The organism is Achromobacter maghribensis, from assembly GCF_057334215.1.
Map to the genome: position 1 here is coordinate 244,290 of NZ_JBHFII010000044.1, position 17,748 is coordinate 262,037.

The window sequence follows — 17,748 nt, forward strand, 5'->3', positions numbered from 1 at the left end:
GGGATGTTGCATGCGTGTCTCTTTGTTTTCTTAAACCGGTCAGTCCAGCTTTACGCCGGCCTTTTGCACCACCTGGCGCCACATCGCGAGTTCGGCACCCAGCGCCTGTCCAAAATCGGCGGGGCTGCCCCGGAACGTCTGCGCGCCCTCGTGCTTCAGGCGGTCCTTCACCCGCGCGTCGGCGGCGGCCTCATTAACGGCCGTGTTCAGCTTGCCGACCACTTCGGCCGGCGTGCCGGCCGGTGCCAATACGCCCCACCACGTCGTGATGTCGAAGTCGGTCAGACCGGCTTCGCTCAGCGTGGGGGTGTCGGGAAAGAGCGGCGAACGGGCCTTGCCCGTGACGGCCAGCAGGTCCACGCGCTTGTCCTGCACCTGCGTCAGCATCGTCGGGACGGTGGCGAAAAACACCTGCACGCGGCCGGCCAGCAGGTCCACCGTTGCGGGGCCGCTGCCCTTGTAGGGCACGTGGACCATGTTGACCTGGGCGCGCTGATTGAACAGTTCCCCTGTCAGATGGTTGATGCTGCCATTGCCCGCCGAGCAATAATTCAGGCTTTCCTTGACGGCGCGGGCGCGCAGGTCGGCCACGTTCTTCAAGCCCAGGTCCTTGGCGGAGACCACCAGCAACGGACCACGACCCAGCATGGCCACGGGTGCAAACGAGCGTTGCACGTCGTAGGTAGTGGCGATGCCGGCCGCCGCGTTGGTGACGAAGGTCGATGTCGCGAACAGCAGCGTATGGCCGTCGGGCTTGGCGTTGGCGACCACGGTGGCGCCGATTGAGCCCCCGCCGCCGCCGCGATTTTCCACGACCACCGGCTGGCCCAGGCGTTCGCCCAGCGTCCGCGCCATGTCCCGCGCGATGCTATCGGTGCCTCCGCCCGCGGCGAACGGCACAATCAAGGTAATGGGCTGTCTGGGAAAGGAATCGGCCGCCGGGGCGCTGATGCAAAGCGCAGGCAAAGCGAGGCACAGGCCCGCCGCCAGGCGGGCTCGCAGGTACTTCAACATGGTGTGTCTCCGTGATGCCGGGCGTTATCCCTGGCGCAGCATCTTTAGTCTTTCCAGCAGGGCCTGGTTGATGTGGTGTTGCGCGGCAGCTTCGGCGCGCACGGGGTCGCGGGCGTGGATCGCAGCCACGATGGCGTTGTGTTCGTCGTTGGATTGCGCCACGCGTTCGGGCGTGCTTAGCGTGCTACGGCCCAGCAGGTAGGTGGTGTCGGTCAGGGACTGAAGCGAACGGATCAGATAGCGGTTGTGCGCGGCGCTGTAAATCGCCTGGTGAAAGGCCAGATTCTGTTCAACCGGATCACCCGCGTCGCCATCCTCCAGGACGCTCTTCATATGCAGAATCTCGGCGTCGGACGCATGGCGCGCGGCCAGCGCGGCGGCGGCGCCTTCCAGCGCCTGGCGCATCGCGTAAAGCTCGCCCACCTCTTGCTGGTCCATCGTGGTGACGACCAAGCCACGGCCCGGTTGGTGCGTAATCAAGCCTTCGTCCTGGATCCGCTTAAGCGCCTCGCGCACGGGCGTGCGCCCCATCTCAAGCATTTTTGCGACTTCGACTTCGCGCAGGCGATCCTGGGACGTGAACCCGCCGGCGAGGATGCGGCGCTTGATTTCGGTGTATGCGGCAAACGACTGTGAACTGGCCTTGGGAATGGGCATGCTTGTCTCGTTCAATTTTTGTATATTTTTGCATACAAAAAATGAAATGCCAACACGGGCCTTCGTAAACCGATCAACGCGGCACCAACCGCGCCCTTCCCTTCGTGTCGATCAGCGGCCCGACAGGACGACCTTCTCGAGATAGTCCAGGTCTTCGCGCACCAGGCGCAGCGATTCGCGCACGTCAGCGGGAGCCCGTGGGCGGCGCGCCTCGTCGCGCAACAACGCATTGACGGCCATCTCCGCCATGATGTCGGCGACTTCCGCGCGGCTGAGCCGCCCGCTGGACTTGTACCACCACGCCGACCAATTGCACATGCCGATCAGGCTGAACGCCGCAACGTGCGCATCGACGATCCGGAACTGTCCTTCCCGCACGCCCCGTTCGATCACGCTGCTGAAATTCTCCAGGATGTTGCGGCGCGCGCCTTGCACCGACGCCCGCTGCTTCGGCGTCATGTCGGCCTCGGTGCGGTCCGCCACGCGAAACTCGGCAGGCCGCGACAAGATCAGTTCAGCGTGCTGCGTGACCAGTGCTCGCAAGGCGGTGACGGGATCGATGTCGTCCCGCGAGCCCGTCTCGCCGGCAAGCCTGCGCGCGGCACTGAGCACTTCCTCGGTCAGCGAGCGCTGGATGGCTTCCTTGTTCTTGAAGTAATAGTAGACCGCGGTGCGGCTAAGCCCCAGCGCTTCGGCGATGTCCTGCATGCTGGTGCCGGCGGTTCCCCTTTCGATGAACAGCTTGGCCGCCACATCGAGGATGGCGCTGCGCAGTGCCTCGCCCTTCAGGGTTGCCTTGGTCGATACGTCATTCACGGTTGCGGTGTCCCTTCATTGCTACACGAGGACGGTCCGCGCGTGGTTTCGCGGCCCGTCGGATCAGCCATTATTTTCCTCAAATTGACGCTCACGTCAAATTATTTACTTTAATTGACACGGACGTCAAATATTTGTCTAATTCGACAAAACAGGCTGCATTACAGCTTGGAAGGAGACAGACGTGGCAATCGAAACCTCTACGGGCCCGGTCAACGCGGGCTTCCTGAACACCGACTGGAATCCCCGGGACCTCCCGGCCGGCGCCTCGACTCGCAATGTCGTGCTGCGCACGGCCGATGGCGCCGCGACCTCCGGTTCCCTTTACCTGCCCGGTGGCAAACGGCCCGACGTGGTGGTGTGCGTGATGCACCCGCGCGAATTCATGGCTTGCCATTACCTGATTCCCGACATCGTCGCGGCCGGCTGCGCGGCGTGGTCGCAAGGCGCGCGATCCGTCGGCAATGACCTGCGCCTGGAACACGAAATCGCGCTGCATGACGTCGCAGCGGGCATGCGTTTCCTACGCGAGCAGGGCTACACCCACATCGTGCTGCTGGGCAATTCGGGCGGTGCCGGCCTTTATTCGCTGTACGCGCAGCAATCGGCGCTGCCTGGCGCGCAGCGTTTCGCACGCACGCCAGGGGGAAAGCGAACCGGACTTGAAGAATTGGACATGCCCGGGGTACAGGGCATGGTGCTGGTCGGCCCGCATCCCGGCCAAGGCGCTTTGCTCATGAACTGCATCGACCCGTCGGTCGCCGATGAGAACGACGCGCTGTCGGTAACGCCGGATCTGGACCCGCTGGATCCCGCCAATGGCTACCGGCCAAAGGGCCAGGCGCGCTATGCGCCGGATTTCGTTGCCCGCTACCGGGCCGCGCAGCAGGCGCGCGTCGAGCGACTGGATGCGCTGGCACGCGGAATGATCACCGCGCGCCAGCAAGCCCGCGAGCAGGTGAAGACCGGTGCGGACACGTCCGCCGGCCGCCGTCGGCAGGCGGCCCATACGCCTGTCCTGACCGTCTGGCGCACCGATGCGGACCTGCGCTGCCTGGACTTGGAGATGGACCCTTCCGACCGCCACCCGGGCTCGCTTTGGGGCAAGGACCCCTATGCCTCCAACTATGGGGCGGTCGGTTTCGCACGCTTTTGCACGCCTGAAAGCTGGCTGTCCACCTGGTCGGGCCTGTCTTCCAACGCCGCCCTTGCCCGTACCGCGCCGGCCATCGTCCAGCCCACCTTGCTTATTGAATACACCGGCGACCAGGCCTGTTTCCCGGCCGACGTGCGGGCCATCAACGATGCCATCGCCGCGCGCGACAAGCAGCATTTGCGCATCCGCGGCGATCACCACGGCCGCGCGCTGCAGGACGGTGAAGAGCCCGGGCGCTATCGCGCCGGCCGCGAACTCGCCGCCTGGCTGCAAGCACATTTCCTGTAATCACCGACTGACGGAGTAGCCGCATGACTTCCTGCCAAACAATGCCCGGCCCGCTGAGGCTGCACGGTGTGGATCACACCGCCAGGCCCACCTGGCGCCTGCGCGCCACCGTGGCTTTTTACCGGGACGTCCTTGGACTGCCCCTCGTCCACGTCATTTCCGCACGCGGCTGGGGCCCCCGGACACATCCCGACTTCCTGCACTTTTTCTTCGACAGCGGCCAAGGCAGCACGATTGCCTTCTTCTATTACCTGGGTTCGGAGGAACCCGAGTCCGTGCAGGGCCGCAGCCGCATGCGTCCGCTGCCCGACGACCATATCGGGGACGCCACGCATACGGCCTGGCTGGTGCAAAGCGAAGATGAGCTCAAGGCCTGGAAGAAAAAGCTGGAAGACGCCGGCCTGGAGGTCTCGGTCGAGACCCGCCACGAGGTGATCGAATCCATTTACGTGCGCGACCCCAACGGCTATTTCATCGAATTCACGCGCAAACTGCGGCCGCTGGGCAAGATCGATGCCCTGGACGCGGACCTGACCCTGCAGGCCGCCATCCAGGCCGAGGATGAAGCGCTTGCCGCAGGCACACGCATCAGCCATATCGACGGCATCTGGGCACGTAAGGCGGCGCTGGTCGAAGCCTTGCAGTCGGATCACGATGGCAAGCGCCCCGGCGTGCGCATTTTCGTGCCGCGCGTGGAGGAGTTCGCACCGCTGGTGCGCGACGCCGAACAGCGCGACGATTGCGCCGTGGTGCAGGGCGAGTATTTCGATTGCATCCAGGGCGACGCCGCTCTGGAATTCCGCCGTAAAACGTTGGGCCTGAAGCCGGCCGTCTGGTATGGGCTGTTCACCGGCGGCGTAAGCGGCACCATCGCCGTCCTGGACCGCGATCACGTAAGAATCGAGCCCATGGCCGCGTGAGCCCCACAAGGAGGAGACAGACATGCGGAACATTCGCTACCCCATAGAGGGCGTCATATATCACCCCGAGGAACGGGCCCGCGCCTATTTCGCCAGCGGCGCCTGGCGCCCGCTGACGGTCGGCCAAGCCTTGCGCGAAACCGCGCGGCGCTGCGGCGACCGCCCGGCCATCATCACCGACGAAGGAAGCCTGGGCTTCGCCGAGCTGGACGCCCGCACCGAAAGGCTCGGGGCGGCATTGCTGGAAGCCGGCCTGCGTCCGGGCGACCGCGCCATATTCCAGATGGGCACCACCCTGGAGACCGCGCTTGCGCTGCTGGCCTGCTACAAGGCAGGCATCGTACCCGTGTGTTCGCTGCCGCAGCATCGCGAACTCGAGATCGGCCAATTGATCCGGCAGTCGGGCGCGCGCGCCTACTTTGTCCAGGCCGATTTCAGCACGTTCGACTTGCCCGGGTTCGCCTCCCGGATGATGCAGGCCCATCCCGGGCTGGAGCACCTGATCGTGGCGCGCGGACAGGCGTCCGAGGGCGCCTGCCTGCAGGCGCTGATAGACGGCATGCCCCTGGAGCACGCTCGCGACATGCTGGCCGGGCAGGAACCCGGTTGCGAGGATGTGCTGGGCTTCCAGCTATCAGGCGGCACAACCGGGGTGCCCAAGATCATTCCGCGCTTTCATGCCGAGTACCTGGCACACGCGCTGGCATGTGCCCAGCGCTATGAACTGCGCGAGGACGACCGGATCATCTGGGCCCTGCCCCTGCTGCACAACGCCGCCCAGGTCTACGTGCTGATGCCGATGGTCCTGCTGGGCCTGTCGGCGGTGTTCATGTCCCGGGTGGATGTGCCGCGCATGCTTGAGCTCATCGAAGCCCATCGCGTCACCCGCGCCATTTCGATCGGGCCCATTGCTCCTCAGCTCATGGCCTATGCCGACCTTGCGCGGCACGACCTGTCTTCTTTGCGGCTGTTCACCACCATGAGCGCTGCCGACCGCCTGGAAGCCCACCTTGGCGTCCCCTGCTCGAACCTGTTCGGCATCACGGAAGGCCTGCTGCTGGGTTCTCCCGCCAGCGCGCCCGCCCATGTGCGCCACAAGACCCAGGGCCGCTCGGGCAGCGCCGAAGACGAGATCCGGCTGCTGGTGCCAGGCAGCGAAGCGCGCGCGGCGCCCGGCCAGATGGGCGAACTTTGTTTTCGAGGCCCTTCCACTGTGCCCGGTTTTTTTGACGCGCCACAAGCCAATGCCGAAGCCTATACCTCGGATGGCTTCTACCGTACCGGCGACATGATGACCGAGCACGTGCACGATGGCCAGGTCCACTACACCTTCGAGGGCCGCCTGCGCGACAACATCAACCGTGGCGGAGAGAAGATCGGCTGCGAGGAGGTCGAAGCCTTGGTCAGCGCGCATCCGGCGGTGTCCGAGGCGCGGCTGGTCGCCATGCCCGACCCTTTCTATGGCGAAAAAGGCTGCATCTTCGTCATCCCGCGCCCAGGCCATACCGCTCCATCCGTGCAGGAACTGTTGTCCTTCCTGGTTTCGCAGGGCCTGGCGAAATACAAATGCCCCGAACGCGTCGAGGCCATCGAGGCGTTCCCCATTACCAAGGTAGGCAAGCTCGACAAGACGGCGCTGCGCAGGATGATCGGCGAAATTCTCAACCAGGAAGCCGCCCGCGCGGCAGGACGCCAGCCATGACGAGCACCGAATATGTGATCGGCGTAACGCCCTTCGTCGTCCGGCGACGGGTCAAATGGGGCGATTGCGACCCCGCTGGCGTGGTCTACACCGTTACCTTCAGCGAATACGTGATCTCGGCCGCGGAACTCTTCTATGGGCGGCTGCTCGGCGGCACGCCGCAACGCCTCAAAGACGAGCACGGTTTCGGCACCCCGACGCGCGCGCTCGCCTTCGATTTCCAGGCCTCGCTATGGCCTGACGAAGAGTTCGACATGGCGGTTCACGTCGAACGCATCGGCGAACGTTCCTACACCCTGCATATCGCGGCCAGCGTGGGGGGCCTGCGTGCCTTCGATGCGCGGCTGACGCCCGTTTGCGTGGCCCGCGGCGAACGCCGGGCCATCCCCATTCCCACGGCGATGCGCGATGCCTTGCTCGCCTATCAGACCGCCTGCGCACAGGCGGCGCCCCTCCAGGAGCCCTGAACCATGAAGATCGCCGTCATCGGGGCCGGCCCCGCCGGCCTGTATTTCTCCCTGCTTGCCAAAAAGCACGATCCCAGCCATGACATACAGGTCTATGAGCAGAATCCACAGGGCGCCACCTACGGCTGGGGCGTGGTGTTTTCGGATATCGGCCTGGCCTTCCTGCGCGAAGCGGACCCGGAGTTCTTCCATGCCTTCGTCGCGCACCACGAACGCTGCAACTACATGGAGATCGTGCACAGGGGCGAACGCATCCAGGTACAGGGAAACCACTTCTCGCGCACCTCGCGGCTGGACATGCTGAAGGTGCTGGAGCAGGCATGTCTGAAGGCCGGGGTGCGCATTACCCATGGCCATCGCGTCGAGGACGTTTCGCAACTGGCCGATGAGGTCGACATGGTGGTCGCCGCCGATGGCTCCAACAGCGCCGTGCGCAAGCAGTTCGCCGATCATTTCCAGCCCAGTTTCGAACGCCGGCGCAACAAGTTCGCCTGGTATGGCACGCGCCAGCGCTTCCACCCCGTATCGCTGATCTTCCGTCAGACCGGGCACGGAATATTCATCGCCCACAGCTACCAGTACAGCCCTGAACTGAGCACGTTCCTGGTCGAGGTCGATCCCGATACCTGGCGCCATGCGGGCCTGGACCGCGCCAGCGAGGAAGAAAGCCGCCGCTATTGCGCCGACGTGTTTCGGGCCGACCTGGGCGCCCATGAACTGCTGGGCAATCGTTCCCTCTGGTTCGAGGCGAACATCGTGCGCAACGACAACTGGTCGCACCGCAACATCCTGTTGCTGGGCGACGCCTTGCGCACCGTGCATTTTTCCCTGGGCTCCGGCACCCGCATGGCCATGCAGGACGCGATTGCCCTGCATGAAGGACTGAAACAACACCCGGCCGACACGCAAGCCGCCTTCGCGGTCTTCGAGTCCCTGCGCCGGCCGGCTTCGTCCAACTTCCAGGCGGCCGCCGCCCGCAGCCTGGACTGGTACGAGAACGTCGCCGACAAGATGCACCTGAATCCGGTGTCTTTCGCCTACGACTACATGCGGCGCACCGGCCAGGTCAGCCATGAAGACTTGCGCCAGCGCGACCCGGCGTTTACCGCGGCCTATGAAGCCCGGGCCGGCCTGACGGCCGACAACAAGGATGGCCAGACCATCCGATAAACCATCCATGGAGTATGGAGGAGACATGACAAAAACCCTGATCCTGGCGTCCATCGCCCTGACCGCCCTAGCGGCGGCTACCTTTGCGCCACCCAGCCAGGCGCAACCATCCGGCTATCCCAGCCACAGCGTGCGCGCCGTGCTGCCCTATTCTGTTGGCAGCGGCCCGGATGCCGTCACCCGCATCATCGGCGAGCAATTGACGGCCACATGGAAGCAGGCCTTCATCGTCGAAAACAAGCCCGGCGCCAACGGCTGGCTGGCCATCGGCGAAATCAAGCGATCAGCGCCGGACGGCTATTCCCTGGCGGTGGTGGACAACACCCACATGACGCTGCAGCCCCATCTGTACAGCAAGCTGCCCTTCGATCCCGTGCGGGACTTCACCCCCGTCGCCCCTATTTACACCACTAACTTCTTCATCGTCGTTTCGGCCAATTCGCCGTGGCGCAGCGTCACCGACCTGATCGATGCCGCGCGCCGGAAACCGGGGTTGCTGACCTACGGAAGCTGGGGAATGGGCAGTGTGGCCCACCTGGGGTCTACCCAGTTCGAACGCAAGACCGGCACGACCATGACGCACGTGCCCTTCAAAGAGCTGCCGCAGCTGTACACGGCCGTGGCCAATGGCGAGGTGGACTGGGCTTTCGGCACGGCGGCGACGGTGCAGAACCTGTACCAGGCCAAGCGGGTCAGGCTGCTGGCCCTTGCGGCGCCCGCCCGCCTGGCGCTGTACTCCGACGTGCCGACGGTGTCGGAAGCCGGCGGCCCCGGTGATTTCGAACTCAAGACCTGGGTAGCCGCCTTTGCACCCAAAGGCACATCGGTCGACGTGGTGCGGCGCCTGAACGGCGACATCGCCGCCGCCTTGGCAACCCCCGCCGCGCGGGAGCGTTTCCGTACCTTCGGCTTTGAACCGTGGGCCGGCGATCCCGCAACGGTCGCCCGCGCCCAGGAGCAGGACTGGGCGCGCTTCGCCGACATCGTCAAGCAAGCCAACCTTTCCCTGGATTGATCCGCAAAGGAAACACCATGAGCCGTCCATATCGCATCGGTCAGATCGTCCCCAGTTCCAATACCACCATGGAAACGGAAATCCCGGCCATGCTCCGAGCGCGAGAGGCCATGCGGCCAGAACGCTTCACGTTCCATAGCAGCCGCATGCGCATGCATAAGGTCACCCCCGCCGAGCTACAGGCCATGAACCGTGAAGGGCTGCGCTGCGCCGCGGAACTGGCCGACGCACGCATGGACGTCATCAGCACCGCCTGCCTCGTGGCCATCATGGCCATGGGGCCGGGCTACCATCGCCAGACGGAGGACGAGCTTGGCGAGGTCGCCCGCGCCAACCACTGCCAGGCGCCCGTGATGACCTCGGCGGGCGCGCTGATAGACGGTTTGCGCCACCTGGGCGCGCGCAAGATCTCCTTGATGGCGCCGTACATGCGGCCACTGACCGACCAGGTGGTCACCTATATCGAAAACGAGGGCATCGAGGTGGTGGACGCCCTCAGCTTCGAGATTCCGGACAACCTCGAAGTGGGCCGGCGCGATCCCATGCGGCTGATCGAAGACGTCAAGCGCCTGGACACGCGTGGCGTCGATGCCGTCGTGCTTTCGGCCTGCGTGCAAATGCCATCGTTACCCGCGCTCCAGTCCGTGCAGGACACGATGGACATCCCTGTCGTATCGACGGCTGCGTGTACGGTTTGGCGCATGCTTGGGCACCTGGGCCTGGAACCCGTCACATCGGGCGCCGGCGCATTGCTGTCCGCCGGGTAGCAAGTTCCGCGGTGCGGATGCGCCCAGGCCATCAACCTGATCACGCCCTATAGGGGTATGCCGGAATGGAGCCTCGGGCGCCGGATCCGGATAATGCCGGGCAGACATGACCGTTTTTATTCGAGCCCGATGACTTCCCCCCTAGCCGAGACCATTGTTGGCGACCACGCGTCCATTGTCGCGTTGCGCGACCTTGTGTTGCGCGTGGCGCGCAGCCGCGCCAGCACCGTGTTGATCTATGGCGAAACCGGCACGGGCAAAGGCCTGGTGGCGCGGGCCTTGCATGACCATTCCAGCCGGGCCGAGAAAGGCTTTACCGAAATCAACTGCGCGGCCATTCCCGGCAATCTTCTGGAATCGGAACTTTTCGGTCACGAACGCGGCGCGTTCACGGGCGCCGTGACACGCAAGGAGGGGCTGCTGGAGATCGCGCATGGCGGTAGCGTGTTCCTGGATGAAGTCCGCGAACTTGACCCCATGATGCAGGCCAAGATCCTCACCTTGCTGGACAGCCGACGCTTCCGGCGCATCGGTGGCGTGCGCGAGCTGTCCTCCGATGTGCGCTTCATTGCCGCCACCAACAAGATCCTGCTGGGCGAGGTCAACGCTGGCAAATTCCGCGACGATCTTTATTATCGGCTGCAAGTCGTGTCGATCAATCTGCCCCCTTTGCGCGAGCGCGGCGACGACGTTTTCGTGCTGGCCGAGCGCTTTCTGGCACGCTTTAACCGAACACACGCCAGCGGCTTCAAGCGCATCGACCCGGGTGTCGAACAGGCCTTTCGACGCTATGCCTGGCCCGGCAATGTGCGGGAACTGGGCAATTTGCTGGAACGAATCTGCATCCTGGAGTCGGGCGACACGGTCGGCCTGGAACATCTGCCCGCACGCATCGTGCGCGGCGCGCCCATCACGGAGGCAGGCGGTTATGCGGAACGCACAAGCCGCTTCCAGCGCGACATGATAGAAACGGCGCTGGCTGCCGCCGGCGGCCATGCCGGGCGCGCCGCCGAGTCGCTAGGACTGTCGCGCCATGCGCTTCGGCACCAGATGGCCAAGCTCGGCCTGGCCGCAAGCGCCAGTCCAGCTTGAGGCGGCCCCGGCCGGCCTGCATCGACGCGAGCCGCCTTGAACCGGTTATTCCACGCTGATATGGTGGCTTTGCGCGACGGTTCGCCATTGCGCCAGATCGTCGGCCACGCGTCGTCCGAAATCTGCGCTGCTTAACGCGGTCGGCACGGTGCCATCCATATCCAGGAGCGCGGTCGTCTCGCTGGATTTGGCGATGCGATTGAAGGCATCGTTATAGACCTCGACCAAGTCTTGAGGCGTTCCGGCCGGGGCAAAAACGCCCACCCAAATTTCGATGGCATAGCCGGAAAGCAACGCGGCGGCGGCCGGCAAGGCGGGAAAGGCGGGATGCGGTTTTGGCGCTGTCGTGGCCACCAGCCGCACTTTGCCGCCCTGCACCAATGGCGCAAGCGAACTGTAGTTGGCCAGCATCAGGTCGATCTGCCCGCCGGCCAGGTCGGACGCGGCATTGGCGGCGCCCTTATAGGGCACGTGGGTCATGGACACCCTGGCCGCTTCGTTCATCATTACCGTGGCCAGATGGGCCAGCGAGCCGACGCCGGCCGTGCCGTAGTTCAGCGCCTCGGGCCGGGCGCGCGCAGCATCCAGCAAGGCGGGCAGATCGGCATAAGGCTTGGCACCAGACACCGCCAACACCAGCGGGCCCTGCCCCACCATGGCCACCGGCGCGAAGCTCTTGACCGGATCGTAGGGCATTCGCGGCTGCGTGGCTGCCGAGGTAAGAAAGGATGACGAGGTGAGCAGCAGCGTGGCGCCATCCTTGGCCGACCTGGCCACATACTCCGAACCGATGACGCCCGCCGCGCCAACGCGGTTCTCGACAATGACGATGGTCTTGAGCCGTTCGGCCAATTGCGGTGCGATGGCCCGCGCGATGGCATCATTACTGGCGCCGGCCGAGAACGGCACCACGATCTTGATCTGTTTGGGCACCGGACTCTGCGCGGCCGCGGAACCGGCTAGCGCGCAAGCCAGCAACGCCACGCCGCGAATCAGTTTTTTCATGCGTTTCCCCTTGTTTTGTGGGCCGGCGACGCCCTAGCGCGCGCCGCCAGCAAAGCCGCCTAAAGCGTCACGGGCAAATCCAGCAACGGCGCATACTGCTGCGCGCCGAAGATATCGCCGTCGCCAGCCGAGCCGCTGGGCCGCAGACGGTAGATGGTGAACTTGATCGCCAGGCCGGGATCGTATTCCACAAAGTCCGAGATGCGCTCCTGGCCGATGCGATACAGCGCAGCCATGGTCTCGCGCGTCAGGGCGCGTGAACGCCTGACGGCGTCATAGGTGTCGCGGTCACGGAAGATGATGTCGAACGTGATCTTGTTCACGCCCGCGTTCTTGCTACGTATGGTCTTGGCGAGTTCGCTCAATTTACGTGTGCTCATGGTCTCAGGCCTCGGTCATATGGGTTTGGAACAGTTCGAACACATCGTCCACGGGAATGGTGTGATTGAGCGTCCAGCGGTAGGCGGCGCTAACGCGCACGACCTCGTCCAACGGAAAGGCCACCGAACCCGCCGTCCCCTTCACGTCGGGCAGGCGCGCATAGAACATCTGGCGCAGGCCGGTAAGGGTCAGTTCTTCGGCCATTTCGGTCGTGGGGGCCACACCCTGCACCATCACGCAGAGTTCATGGCCTGGCTGCTCCCTCAAGGGCTCCAGTTCCCCCATCACGCCGTCGCGTCCATAGACCTTGTAATGCAGCTCGTAGCCGTTGTCGCCGAAGCGTTCGCGCACCTTCTCGCGGGCCCACCCGATGACGCGGTCGACATTGGCAATCGTGTACGGGTCGCGGATGCCGCACAGGCCGAGGTAGCGTTCGCCCACTTTGCCGGAGCCTTCCAGCTTCACGGTGATCTTGTCCGACGGAACAAAACGCGAGCCGGTGATGCGTGTGGTCTTCTCGCTGATCTGTTCATAGTGGCATTCGCGCATGTCGAGCCTGCCGCCGGCAAAGAACTCGTCGTAGGGGTTGGAACGCTCATACATGGCGTGTCCCGCCACTGAAGCGATGGTGCAGCGCTGATCGGGGTGCATGGCGGTGACGCGCACATCGTCATGGCTGATCTCGCCCAGCACGGTTTCCTTGCCGCCATACGGTTCGGCGCAGAACGACGCGCATTCCAGTACCTTGCCAAGGTAGTAGGCCTGGTCGGCGGCGTAGCCATGGTGCAGCGCCGGGGCGGCAAAGACCGCCGCGTCCGAACTACGCCCTCCGATGATCACGTCGGCCCCGGCCTCGAGCAGTCTCAGGTACGGCTGAACACCTGCGACCGCCACGATGCGGTCCGTCGCGTCCAGCTCGGCTTCGACCAGATCGGCATAGCCGTCCAGGCCGGCAACGGCGGCCCCCGCTCGCATCTTGGCGCGCACGAATTCCGGATCGACTTCGGAATAGAAATAGCCGATTTTGAAGGGTTTCAGTCCATGCTGCCGGGCAAGGTCCTTGATGATACGAACGTACAGATCGACTCGGCTGTTCGAACCCGTGTCGCCTGCGGACCCGATGATCATCGGCACGCCATGGGCGCGCGCGGCTAGCAGCATCTGCTCAAGGTCATGGCGCTGCCACGCTTCGGGGCTGGTCGACGTGTCGGAACCCAGCGGCACGGGCCCGACATCGTCGCTGCCCGAATCGGCGGCAATGTAGTCCGGCTGCGCAAGCACACCCGTCTGGAAACTCTCGGTACGCAGGGGCGCGAAGCCCAGGTGTCCGTTAGGACAAATAATTTTCAACGAGCGCATCTGTCTGACTCTGGTGAAGTGATGACAAGGCCACGCGAACCGTGGCAACTTATCAACGCAAACACCGTGCCAACTTGGAGAAAGACAGAAACCTCAAAAAAATCAATGGATTGGATTTCCGGGAATGCTATTCACAAGCCGGAAAATGCGTGATACACACGCAATATGCGTGAATTTCACGCATTGCACTTGCTACGCTGCCGAACGCGGCTTTCTCGCGCCGTCGATCCCCGCGACACCTGCATTCAACGCCAGGCGCTACCCACCTGGATGTATACGGCGTTCTGGTCCTTGCTGTGCGCGACGTCGATACCCACGGCAAGCCCTAATTTCTGCGCAATCAGATAGCGGAATCCCGTGCCGACGCTGACGACGTTGGACGTGTCTGAAAACGGCCGGCGCTCGCCATACGCCTTGCCTACGCCCGAAAATGCCAGCAAGGACCATCGCGGCGTCACGTTCCAGCGCAGTTCTCCTTCTGCCACCACCGCATTGCGGTCTTGGTAGCGGCCGCGCGACACGCCGCGCAGGTCGACGTACGGTTGTGCGTAGAACGGGACCGCCCCGCTGGTGAACTGCGCATCCGCGCGCAGCCCCAGCGTCCAGTTTGGCGCGGTCGGAATCCATGTGAATCCGCGCGCCCGATAGGTCTCGAAATTCTGGTCGCTACCGGCCCATGGGCGCGCCATCTGCGCTTCCAGCTCGACGTAGCTTCCGTTGTTGGGATAGAACATGTTGTCGCGCGTGTCGTAGTCCGCCACCAGGCCGACTTTGCCGATATGGCGCGCGGCGTTCAGATCCAGCGCATCGGCCGCGTTGCCTGTGAAGCGGGTCTGGGACCGGAAGTACGTGTAGCGCGGCCCCACGTACCAGGACGAACCGCCTATCCGCGCAAGCAATTGTTGTATCAGCATCGTGCCCTTGAGCTCGTAGCTGCGGCCATTCCCAAGTGGACCGTAATAATCAAGGTTCACGCGCCCCGAGACCAGCGCGCCAAGATAGCGGTACTTGTCGCCGCCCCAGGTATGGAAATGGAATAGCCCGCCGCCCCGCGACCCGTTCTCGGTGAGGCCTCCGCCGACCCCGGTGACGTTCGGCGGCACGTCCTTGCCATCGGGCCGCGTGGTGGACTGTTCCGCGCCGTCGGGCTCCGAAAAGTACAGCAGCATGACCCCGCCTCCGTATCCGACGGCGGGCTCCGTGATCACCATCGGCACCGGCAGCACGCCGTTACGGTTCAAGAGGAAATCGCCGGCGTCAAAGCCCCCTGCTTCGGCGTCTTCCGGCGCAGGATCAGCCGCTGATGCGGCCAGGGGAAAGAGGCAACACGCCACGGCGCGCAGCGTCTTCACACTTGCGGATCGCGTCCTGGCGTTCACGGCCTGCTGCCCTATTCCGCTTTCCCGCTCGTAAACCAACGCAAATAGGGGTTGTCGCGGCTGGCCGCCGCCAGGCGGGCGCCGTTGCGCGCCCATCCGTCGCGGTCGCCTTCATAGGCCGCCAGCGCGCTTTGATAGAACACGTCCAGCACACTGCGTTCGCGATCGATGTCCTGCGCCATGACGGCATCGACGGCGGTTAGCGGCGGTTCGCTTCGTTCCGAAAGCAAGGCGGGCAAGGTGCGAACGACCTCGCGCGGGCGAACCCAGGTTGCGTACTCGATCGCCGGCCGGTCATCGGTGACGGCGGGCGTCGACCCGGCAAAGCGCGCCAGGCCGTCGCGATCGGTCACCCAGGTGGCCAACAGCGCGGCTGGGGATGCGATCCCGACCTCGGCCAGCGCCGTTTTTACTTTCGGGTCGGTGAATCGGGCGGCAATGCGGGCGGCGTCCAGCGGCAGCGGAGCCATCGAGCCAATCATCAGCATTTCGTGGAACTCGGTGGTCCAAAGGGTGGCGTGCGGAAACACGTTGATGAAACTGGCGACCAGTGCGCGGGTGTCTTCCAGGTTCTGCGTGGGCAGCGGCAGCCACTGCGCAACGATGCCTTGCGGGTTTAGCCGCGAAGACGCCAGGGAATAGAAGTCTTGCGAGTAGAGATTGACCACGCCCGCGGCCGACGGCGGAGGCGGCTCCAGCGTGATGAGGTCGTAGCGGTCGGCGCTACCCAACAATTCCCGCCGACCGTCCTTCAGCCGCACCTCCAGCCCGGGGTCGGTCGACGCGCCATAGCTGCCCTTGAACAACGGCGCGGCATGCAGCACGCCGGGAAGCAGTTCGGCGACCACCCTGCGCTCCAGTCCGGGATAGCGCGACAATGCGCCTGCGGTAATACCGGTGCCGTAGCCGATCACCAAGGCCGAGCGCGGTTCGCCTGCATGCACGATCAGCGGCAAGAGCGCTTGCAGGCGCATATAGCGCAGCGACGGCATGGCGTCGCCGGAGTTGGATACACCCTGGATGTACAGGCGATGGAAGCGCCGATCGCCCTTCCCTTGTTCGACCACCGCGACCGTGCCGCCGTGGTTTTCTTCGTAAAAGGCCAGGTTGCCCCCTTGCGCGCCCGGCAAGAGGCGGGCCAGATGGTCGACCGGCATGGCAACGCCCAGAATGACGGCGGCCCCCGCGAATGCCGCGCCCAAGCCTTTGACCAGCGGCGATGACGCTTGCGCGCGCCATATCGCCACGACGCCGATGCAGCAGGCCATGACCGTCAACATTGCCAGGCTGCGCACCGTGCCTAGATAGGGAAGCAACACAAACCCCGTCACCGCCGTTCCGGCGATGCCGCCGAGCGTGTTCGACGCCAGCACCGCGCCCGCGCCCTGCCCTCGGCGTTCGGCTGGCACGGCAATGCGCAATACTGCGGGAAAGGCCGCGCCCAGCAGCAGCGTGGGCAAGAGCACCACGGCGCTTGCCGCCACCGTGAACCGCCCAGCCATGCCGGCCATATTGCTTTCGGTCCAGCCCAGAATGGACGCTTCCACCATGCTTTGCGCGCTGACCAGCCAGCGCCCCAGCAGCGCGGCTTCGACCAGCGCGATCAGGCCGGCGCCCGCCACCAGAAACCCGAAGACGCGCCAGGGGTCGCCCAGCCAGCGTTCGCAGCGGGCGTATAGCGCCGAGCCCACTGCCAACCCGGCAAGATAGACCGCCAGCACGATGGAAAATGCGAATGCGCGGGTGCTCATGAAAGGCACCACCATTTGCGACCAAAGGACCTCATAGCCCATGGCGACCGCGCCCGCGGCCGCATACAGTCCCAGCGCCACACGCGCGTCGCGGGGCAACGCCAGAGTCGGAGATTCCACATTTGGGGGCGGCGTTTCGCCAGCGGCCGGCGGATTTTTACGGTCGAGCGACCACGCGCCCAGTGCGGCAAGGAGATTCAGGCTGGCGGCCGCCCAGGCGGCGCCATGCACGCCAAGCGCGGGGATAAGAAGAAACGCGGGAAGCAGCGCGCCGATGATTGCGCCGCCCGTGTTGGCGGCATAGAGGGTGGCGCCTGCCCGGCCCACCCGTCCGGCGCCTGTCGCGCGCAGCAGCACCGGCAAGGTGCCGCCCATGAAAAAGGGAGCAATACCGACCACCAACACGACGGCAAGCCAGGCCAGCAACGGGCTGAACGCCTCGCCGCGCACAAAGGCCGGCGCGCCAAGCGCCAGGATTGCCGTCACGCCCACGCCCAGGACGGCGATGGCCGCTTCAATGCCCGCGTACAGCAGGAACGGCCGCGCGGACAGGTCGGCCCGGCGCCCCAGCGCCCAGCTACCCGCCGCCAGCCCCAGAAAGAACGCCCCGACCGCAGCCGCGATCGCATGCACTTCGACGCCGACGATCAGCGACAGTTGTTTGATCCACAGGATCTGGAAAATCAATGACGCCACGCCGGACAAGGCCAGCAGCATCGCCGCCGGCCACAAGGTCGTGCGGGAAAAAAAGGCCGCGCCTGCCGCAGGGACCGCCGTCATCGGGCGCGCGGGTGCATTCATGGAGTTGT

General features: G+C 64.8%; 16 protein-coding genes. 8 read left to right on the forward strand and 8 right to left on the reverse strand.

Going from position 1 to position 17,748, the window contains the following annotated elements; all coding sequences use genetic code 11:
- Nucleotides 1-39: 39 nt before the first annotated feature.
- From ACE039_RS19100 to ACE039_RS19110, 3 genes are all read right to left on the reverse strand, one after another.
- Nucleotides 40-1,014 (reverse strand): Bug family tripartite tricarboxylate transporter substrate binding protein, encoded by a 975-nt coding sequence (locus ACE039_RS19100; protein ID WP_485823066.1) that lies wholly within the window; start codon nt 1,012-1,014, stop codon nt 40-42.
- 24 nt (nt 1,015-1,038) lie between these two features.
- Nucleotides 1,039-1,671: a GntR family transcriptional regulator gene (locus ACE039_RS19105; RefSeq protein WP_485823067.1), complete on the reverse strand. Its 633-nt coding sequence runs from the start codon at nt 1,669-1,671 to the stop codon at nt 1,039-1,041.
- Between the two features lie 111 nt (nt 1,672-1,782).
- Nucleotides 1,783-2,487, reverse strand: coding sequence for a TetR/AcrR family transcriptional regulator (locus ACE039_RS19110; RefSeq protein WP_485823068.1), 705 nt, complete (start codon nt 2,485-2,487; stop codon nt 1,783-1,785).
- Nucleotides 2,488-2,671: 184 nt separating this feature from the next.
- Here ACE039_RS19110 and ACE039_RS19115 point away from each other — a divergent pair, with 184 nt between their 5' ends.
- The 8 genes from ACE039_RS19115 to ACE039_RS19150 all read left to right on the forward strand — a co-directional run bounded on the left by ACE039_RS19115 (nt 2,672) and on the right by ACE039_RS19150 (nt 11,064).
- On the forward strand, nt 2,672-3,931 hold the full coding sequence (locus tag ACE039_RS19115) for an alpha/beta fold hydrolase (protein WP_485823069.1): 1,260 nt from the start codon (nt 2,672-2,674) through the stop codon (nt 3,929-3,931).
- Between the two features lie 23 nt (nt 3,932-3,954).
- The gene (locus ACE039_RS19120; protein WP_485823070.1) at nt 3,955-4,851 is read left to right on the forward strand and encodes a VOC family protein; all 897 of its coding nucleotides are present in this window, start codon (nt 3,955-3,957) and stop codon (nt 4,849-4,851) included.
- Between the two features lie 22 nt (nt 4,852-4,873).
- Nucleotides 4,874-6,553 carry an AMP-binding protein gene (locus tag ACE039_RS19125; protein ID WP_485823071.1) on the forward strand — a complete coding sequence of 560 codons (1,680 nt, stop codon included), beginning with the start codon at nt 4,874-4,876 and terminating at the stop codon, nt 6,551-6,553.
- The gene (locus ACE039_RS19130; RefSeq protein WP_485823072.1) at nt 6,550-7,020 is read left to right on the forward strand and encodes an acyl-CoA thioesterase; all 471 of its coding nucleotides are present in this window, start codon (nt 6,550-6,552) and stop codon (nt 7,018-7,020) included. The genes ACE039_RS19125 and ACE039_RS19130 overlap by 4 nt, the downstream gene beginning before the upstream one ends.
- A gap of 3 nt (nt 7,021-7,023) precedes the next feature.
- Nucleotides 7,024-8,190, forward strand: coding sequence for an FAD-dependent monooxygenase (locus ACE039_RS19135; protein WP_485823073.1), 1,167 nt, complete (start codon nt 7,024-7,026; stop codon nt 8,188-8,190).
- A 25-nt stretch (nt 8,191-8,215) separates the two neighbouring features.
- Nucleotides 8,216-9,205, forward strand: coding sequence for a Bug family tripartite tricarboxylate transporter substrate binding protein (locus ACE039_RS19140; protein ID WP_485823074.1), 990 nt, complete (start codon nt 8,216-8,218; stop codon nt 9,203-9,205).
- A 17-nt stretch (nt 9,206-9,222) separates the two neighbouring features.
- Nucleotides 9,223-9,972, forward strand: coding sequence for a maleate cis-trans isomerase family protein (locus tag ACE039_RS19145; protein WP_485823075.1), 750 nt, complete (start codon nt 9,223-9,225; stop codon nt 9,970-9,972).
- Nucleotides 9,973-10,101: 129 nt separating this feature from the next.
- Nucleotides 10,102-11,064 carry a sigma 54-interacting transcriptional regulator gene (locus ACE039_RS19150; protein WP_485823076.1) on the forward strand — a complete coding sequence of 321 codons (963 nt, stop codon included), beginning with the start codon at nt 10,102-10,104 and terminating at the stop codon, nt 11,062-11,064.
- A gap of 45 nt (nt 11,065-11,109) precedes the next feature.
- On the opposite strand, the gene ACE039_RS19155 is transcribed toward ACE039_RS19150, so the two are convergent.
- From ACE039_RS19155 to ACE039_RS19175, 5 genes are all read right to left on the reverse strand, one after another.
- A complete protein-coding gene (locus ACE039_RS19155; RefSeq protein WP_485823077.1) occupies nt 11,110-12,069 on the reverse strand; it encodes a tripartite tricarboxylate transporter substrate-binding protein in 960 nt (319 codons plus the stop codon).
- Between the two features lie 59 nt (nt 12,070-12,128).
- A complete protein-coding gene (locus ACE039_RS19160) occupies nt 12,129-12,449 on the reverse strand; it encodes a DUF4387 domain-containing protein (protein WP_485823078.1) in 321 nt (106 codons plus the stop codon).
- Between the two features lie 4 nt (nt 12,450-12,453).
- Nucleotides 12,454-13,809, reverse strand: coding sequence for an acyclic terpene utilization AtuA family protein (locus ACE039_RS19165; protein WP_485823079.1), 1,356 nt, complete (start codon nt 13,807-13,809; stop codon nt 12,454-12,456).
- Between the two features lie 245 nt (nt 13,810-14,054).
- Entirely contained in the window at nt 14,055-15,161 is a 1,107-nt protein-coding gene (locus ACE039_RS19170; RefSeq protein ID WP_485823080.1) for a BamA/TamA family outer membrane protein, read from the reverse strand.
- Between the two features lie 38 nt (nt 15,162-15,199).
- Entirely contained in the window at nt 15,200-17,719 is a 2,520-nt protein-coding gene (locus ACE039_RS19175) for a spermidine synthase (protein WP_485823173.1), read from the reverse strand.
- Between the last annotated feature and the right edge of the window lie 29 nt (nt 17,720-17,748).

What these genes read in the sequence shown, in the direction of transcription:
- ACE039_RS19165 (WP_485823079.1), bottom strand. Translation starts at nt 13,809, where the DNA reads ATGCGCTCGTTGAAAATTATTTGTCCTAACGGACACCTGGGCTTCGCG.
- ACE039_RS19130 (WP_485823072.1), top strand. Translation starts at nt 6,550, where the DNA reads ATGACGAGCACCGAATATGTGATCGGCGTAACGCCCTTCGTCGTCCGG.
- ACE039_RS19135 (WP_485823073.1), top strand. Translation starts at nt 7,024, where the DNA reads ATGAAGATCGCCGTCATCGGGGCCGGCCCCGCCGGCCTGTATTTCTCC.
- ACE039_RS19125 (WP_485823071.1), top strand. Translation starts at nt 4,874, where the DNA reads ATGCGGAACATTCGCTACCCCATAGAGGGCGTCATATATCACCCCGAG.
- ACE039_RS19175 (WP_485823173.1), bottom strand. Translation starts at nt 17,719, where the DNA reads ATGACGGCGGTCCCTGCGGCAGGCGCGGCCTTTTTTTCCCGCACGACC.
- ACE039_RS19140 (WP_485823074.1), top strand. Translation starts at nt 8,216, where the DNA reads ATGACAAAAACCCTGATCCTGGCGTCCATCGCCCTGACCGCCCTAGCG.
- ACE039_RS19105 (WP_485823067.1), bottom strand. Translation starts at nt 1,671, where the DNA reads ATGCCCATTCCCAAGGCCAGTTCACAGTCGTTTGCCGCATACACCGAA.
- ACE039_RS19145 (WP_485823075.1), top strand. Translation starts at nt 9,223, where the DNA reads ATGAGCCGTCCATATCGCATCGGTCAGATCGTCCCCAGTTCCAATACC.
- ACE039_RS19155 (WP_485823077.1), bottom strand. Translation starts at nt 12,069, where the DNA reads ATGAAAAAACTGATTCGCGGCGTGGCGTTGCTGGCTTGCGCGCTAGCC.
- ACE039_RS19120 (WP_485823070.1), top strand. Translation starts at nt 3,955, where the DNA reads ATGACTTCCTGCCAAACAATGCCCGGCCCGCTGAGGCTGCACGGTGTG.
- ACE039_RS19160 (WP_485823078.1), bottom strand. Translation starts at nt 12,449, where the DNA reads ATGAGCACACGTAAATTGAGCGAACTCGCCAAGACCATACGTAGCAAG.
- ACE039_RS19150 (WP_485823076.1), top strand. Translation starts at nt 10,102, where the DNA reads ATGACTTCCCCCCTAGCCGAGACCATTGTTGGCGACCACGCGTCCATT.
- ACE039_RS19100 (WP_485823066.1), bottom strand. Translation starts at nt 1,014, where the DNA reads ATGTTGAAGTACCTGCGAGCCCGCCTGGCGGCGGGCCTGTGCCTCGCT.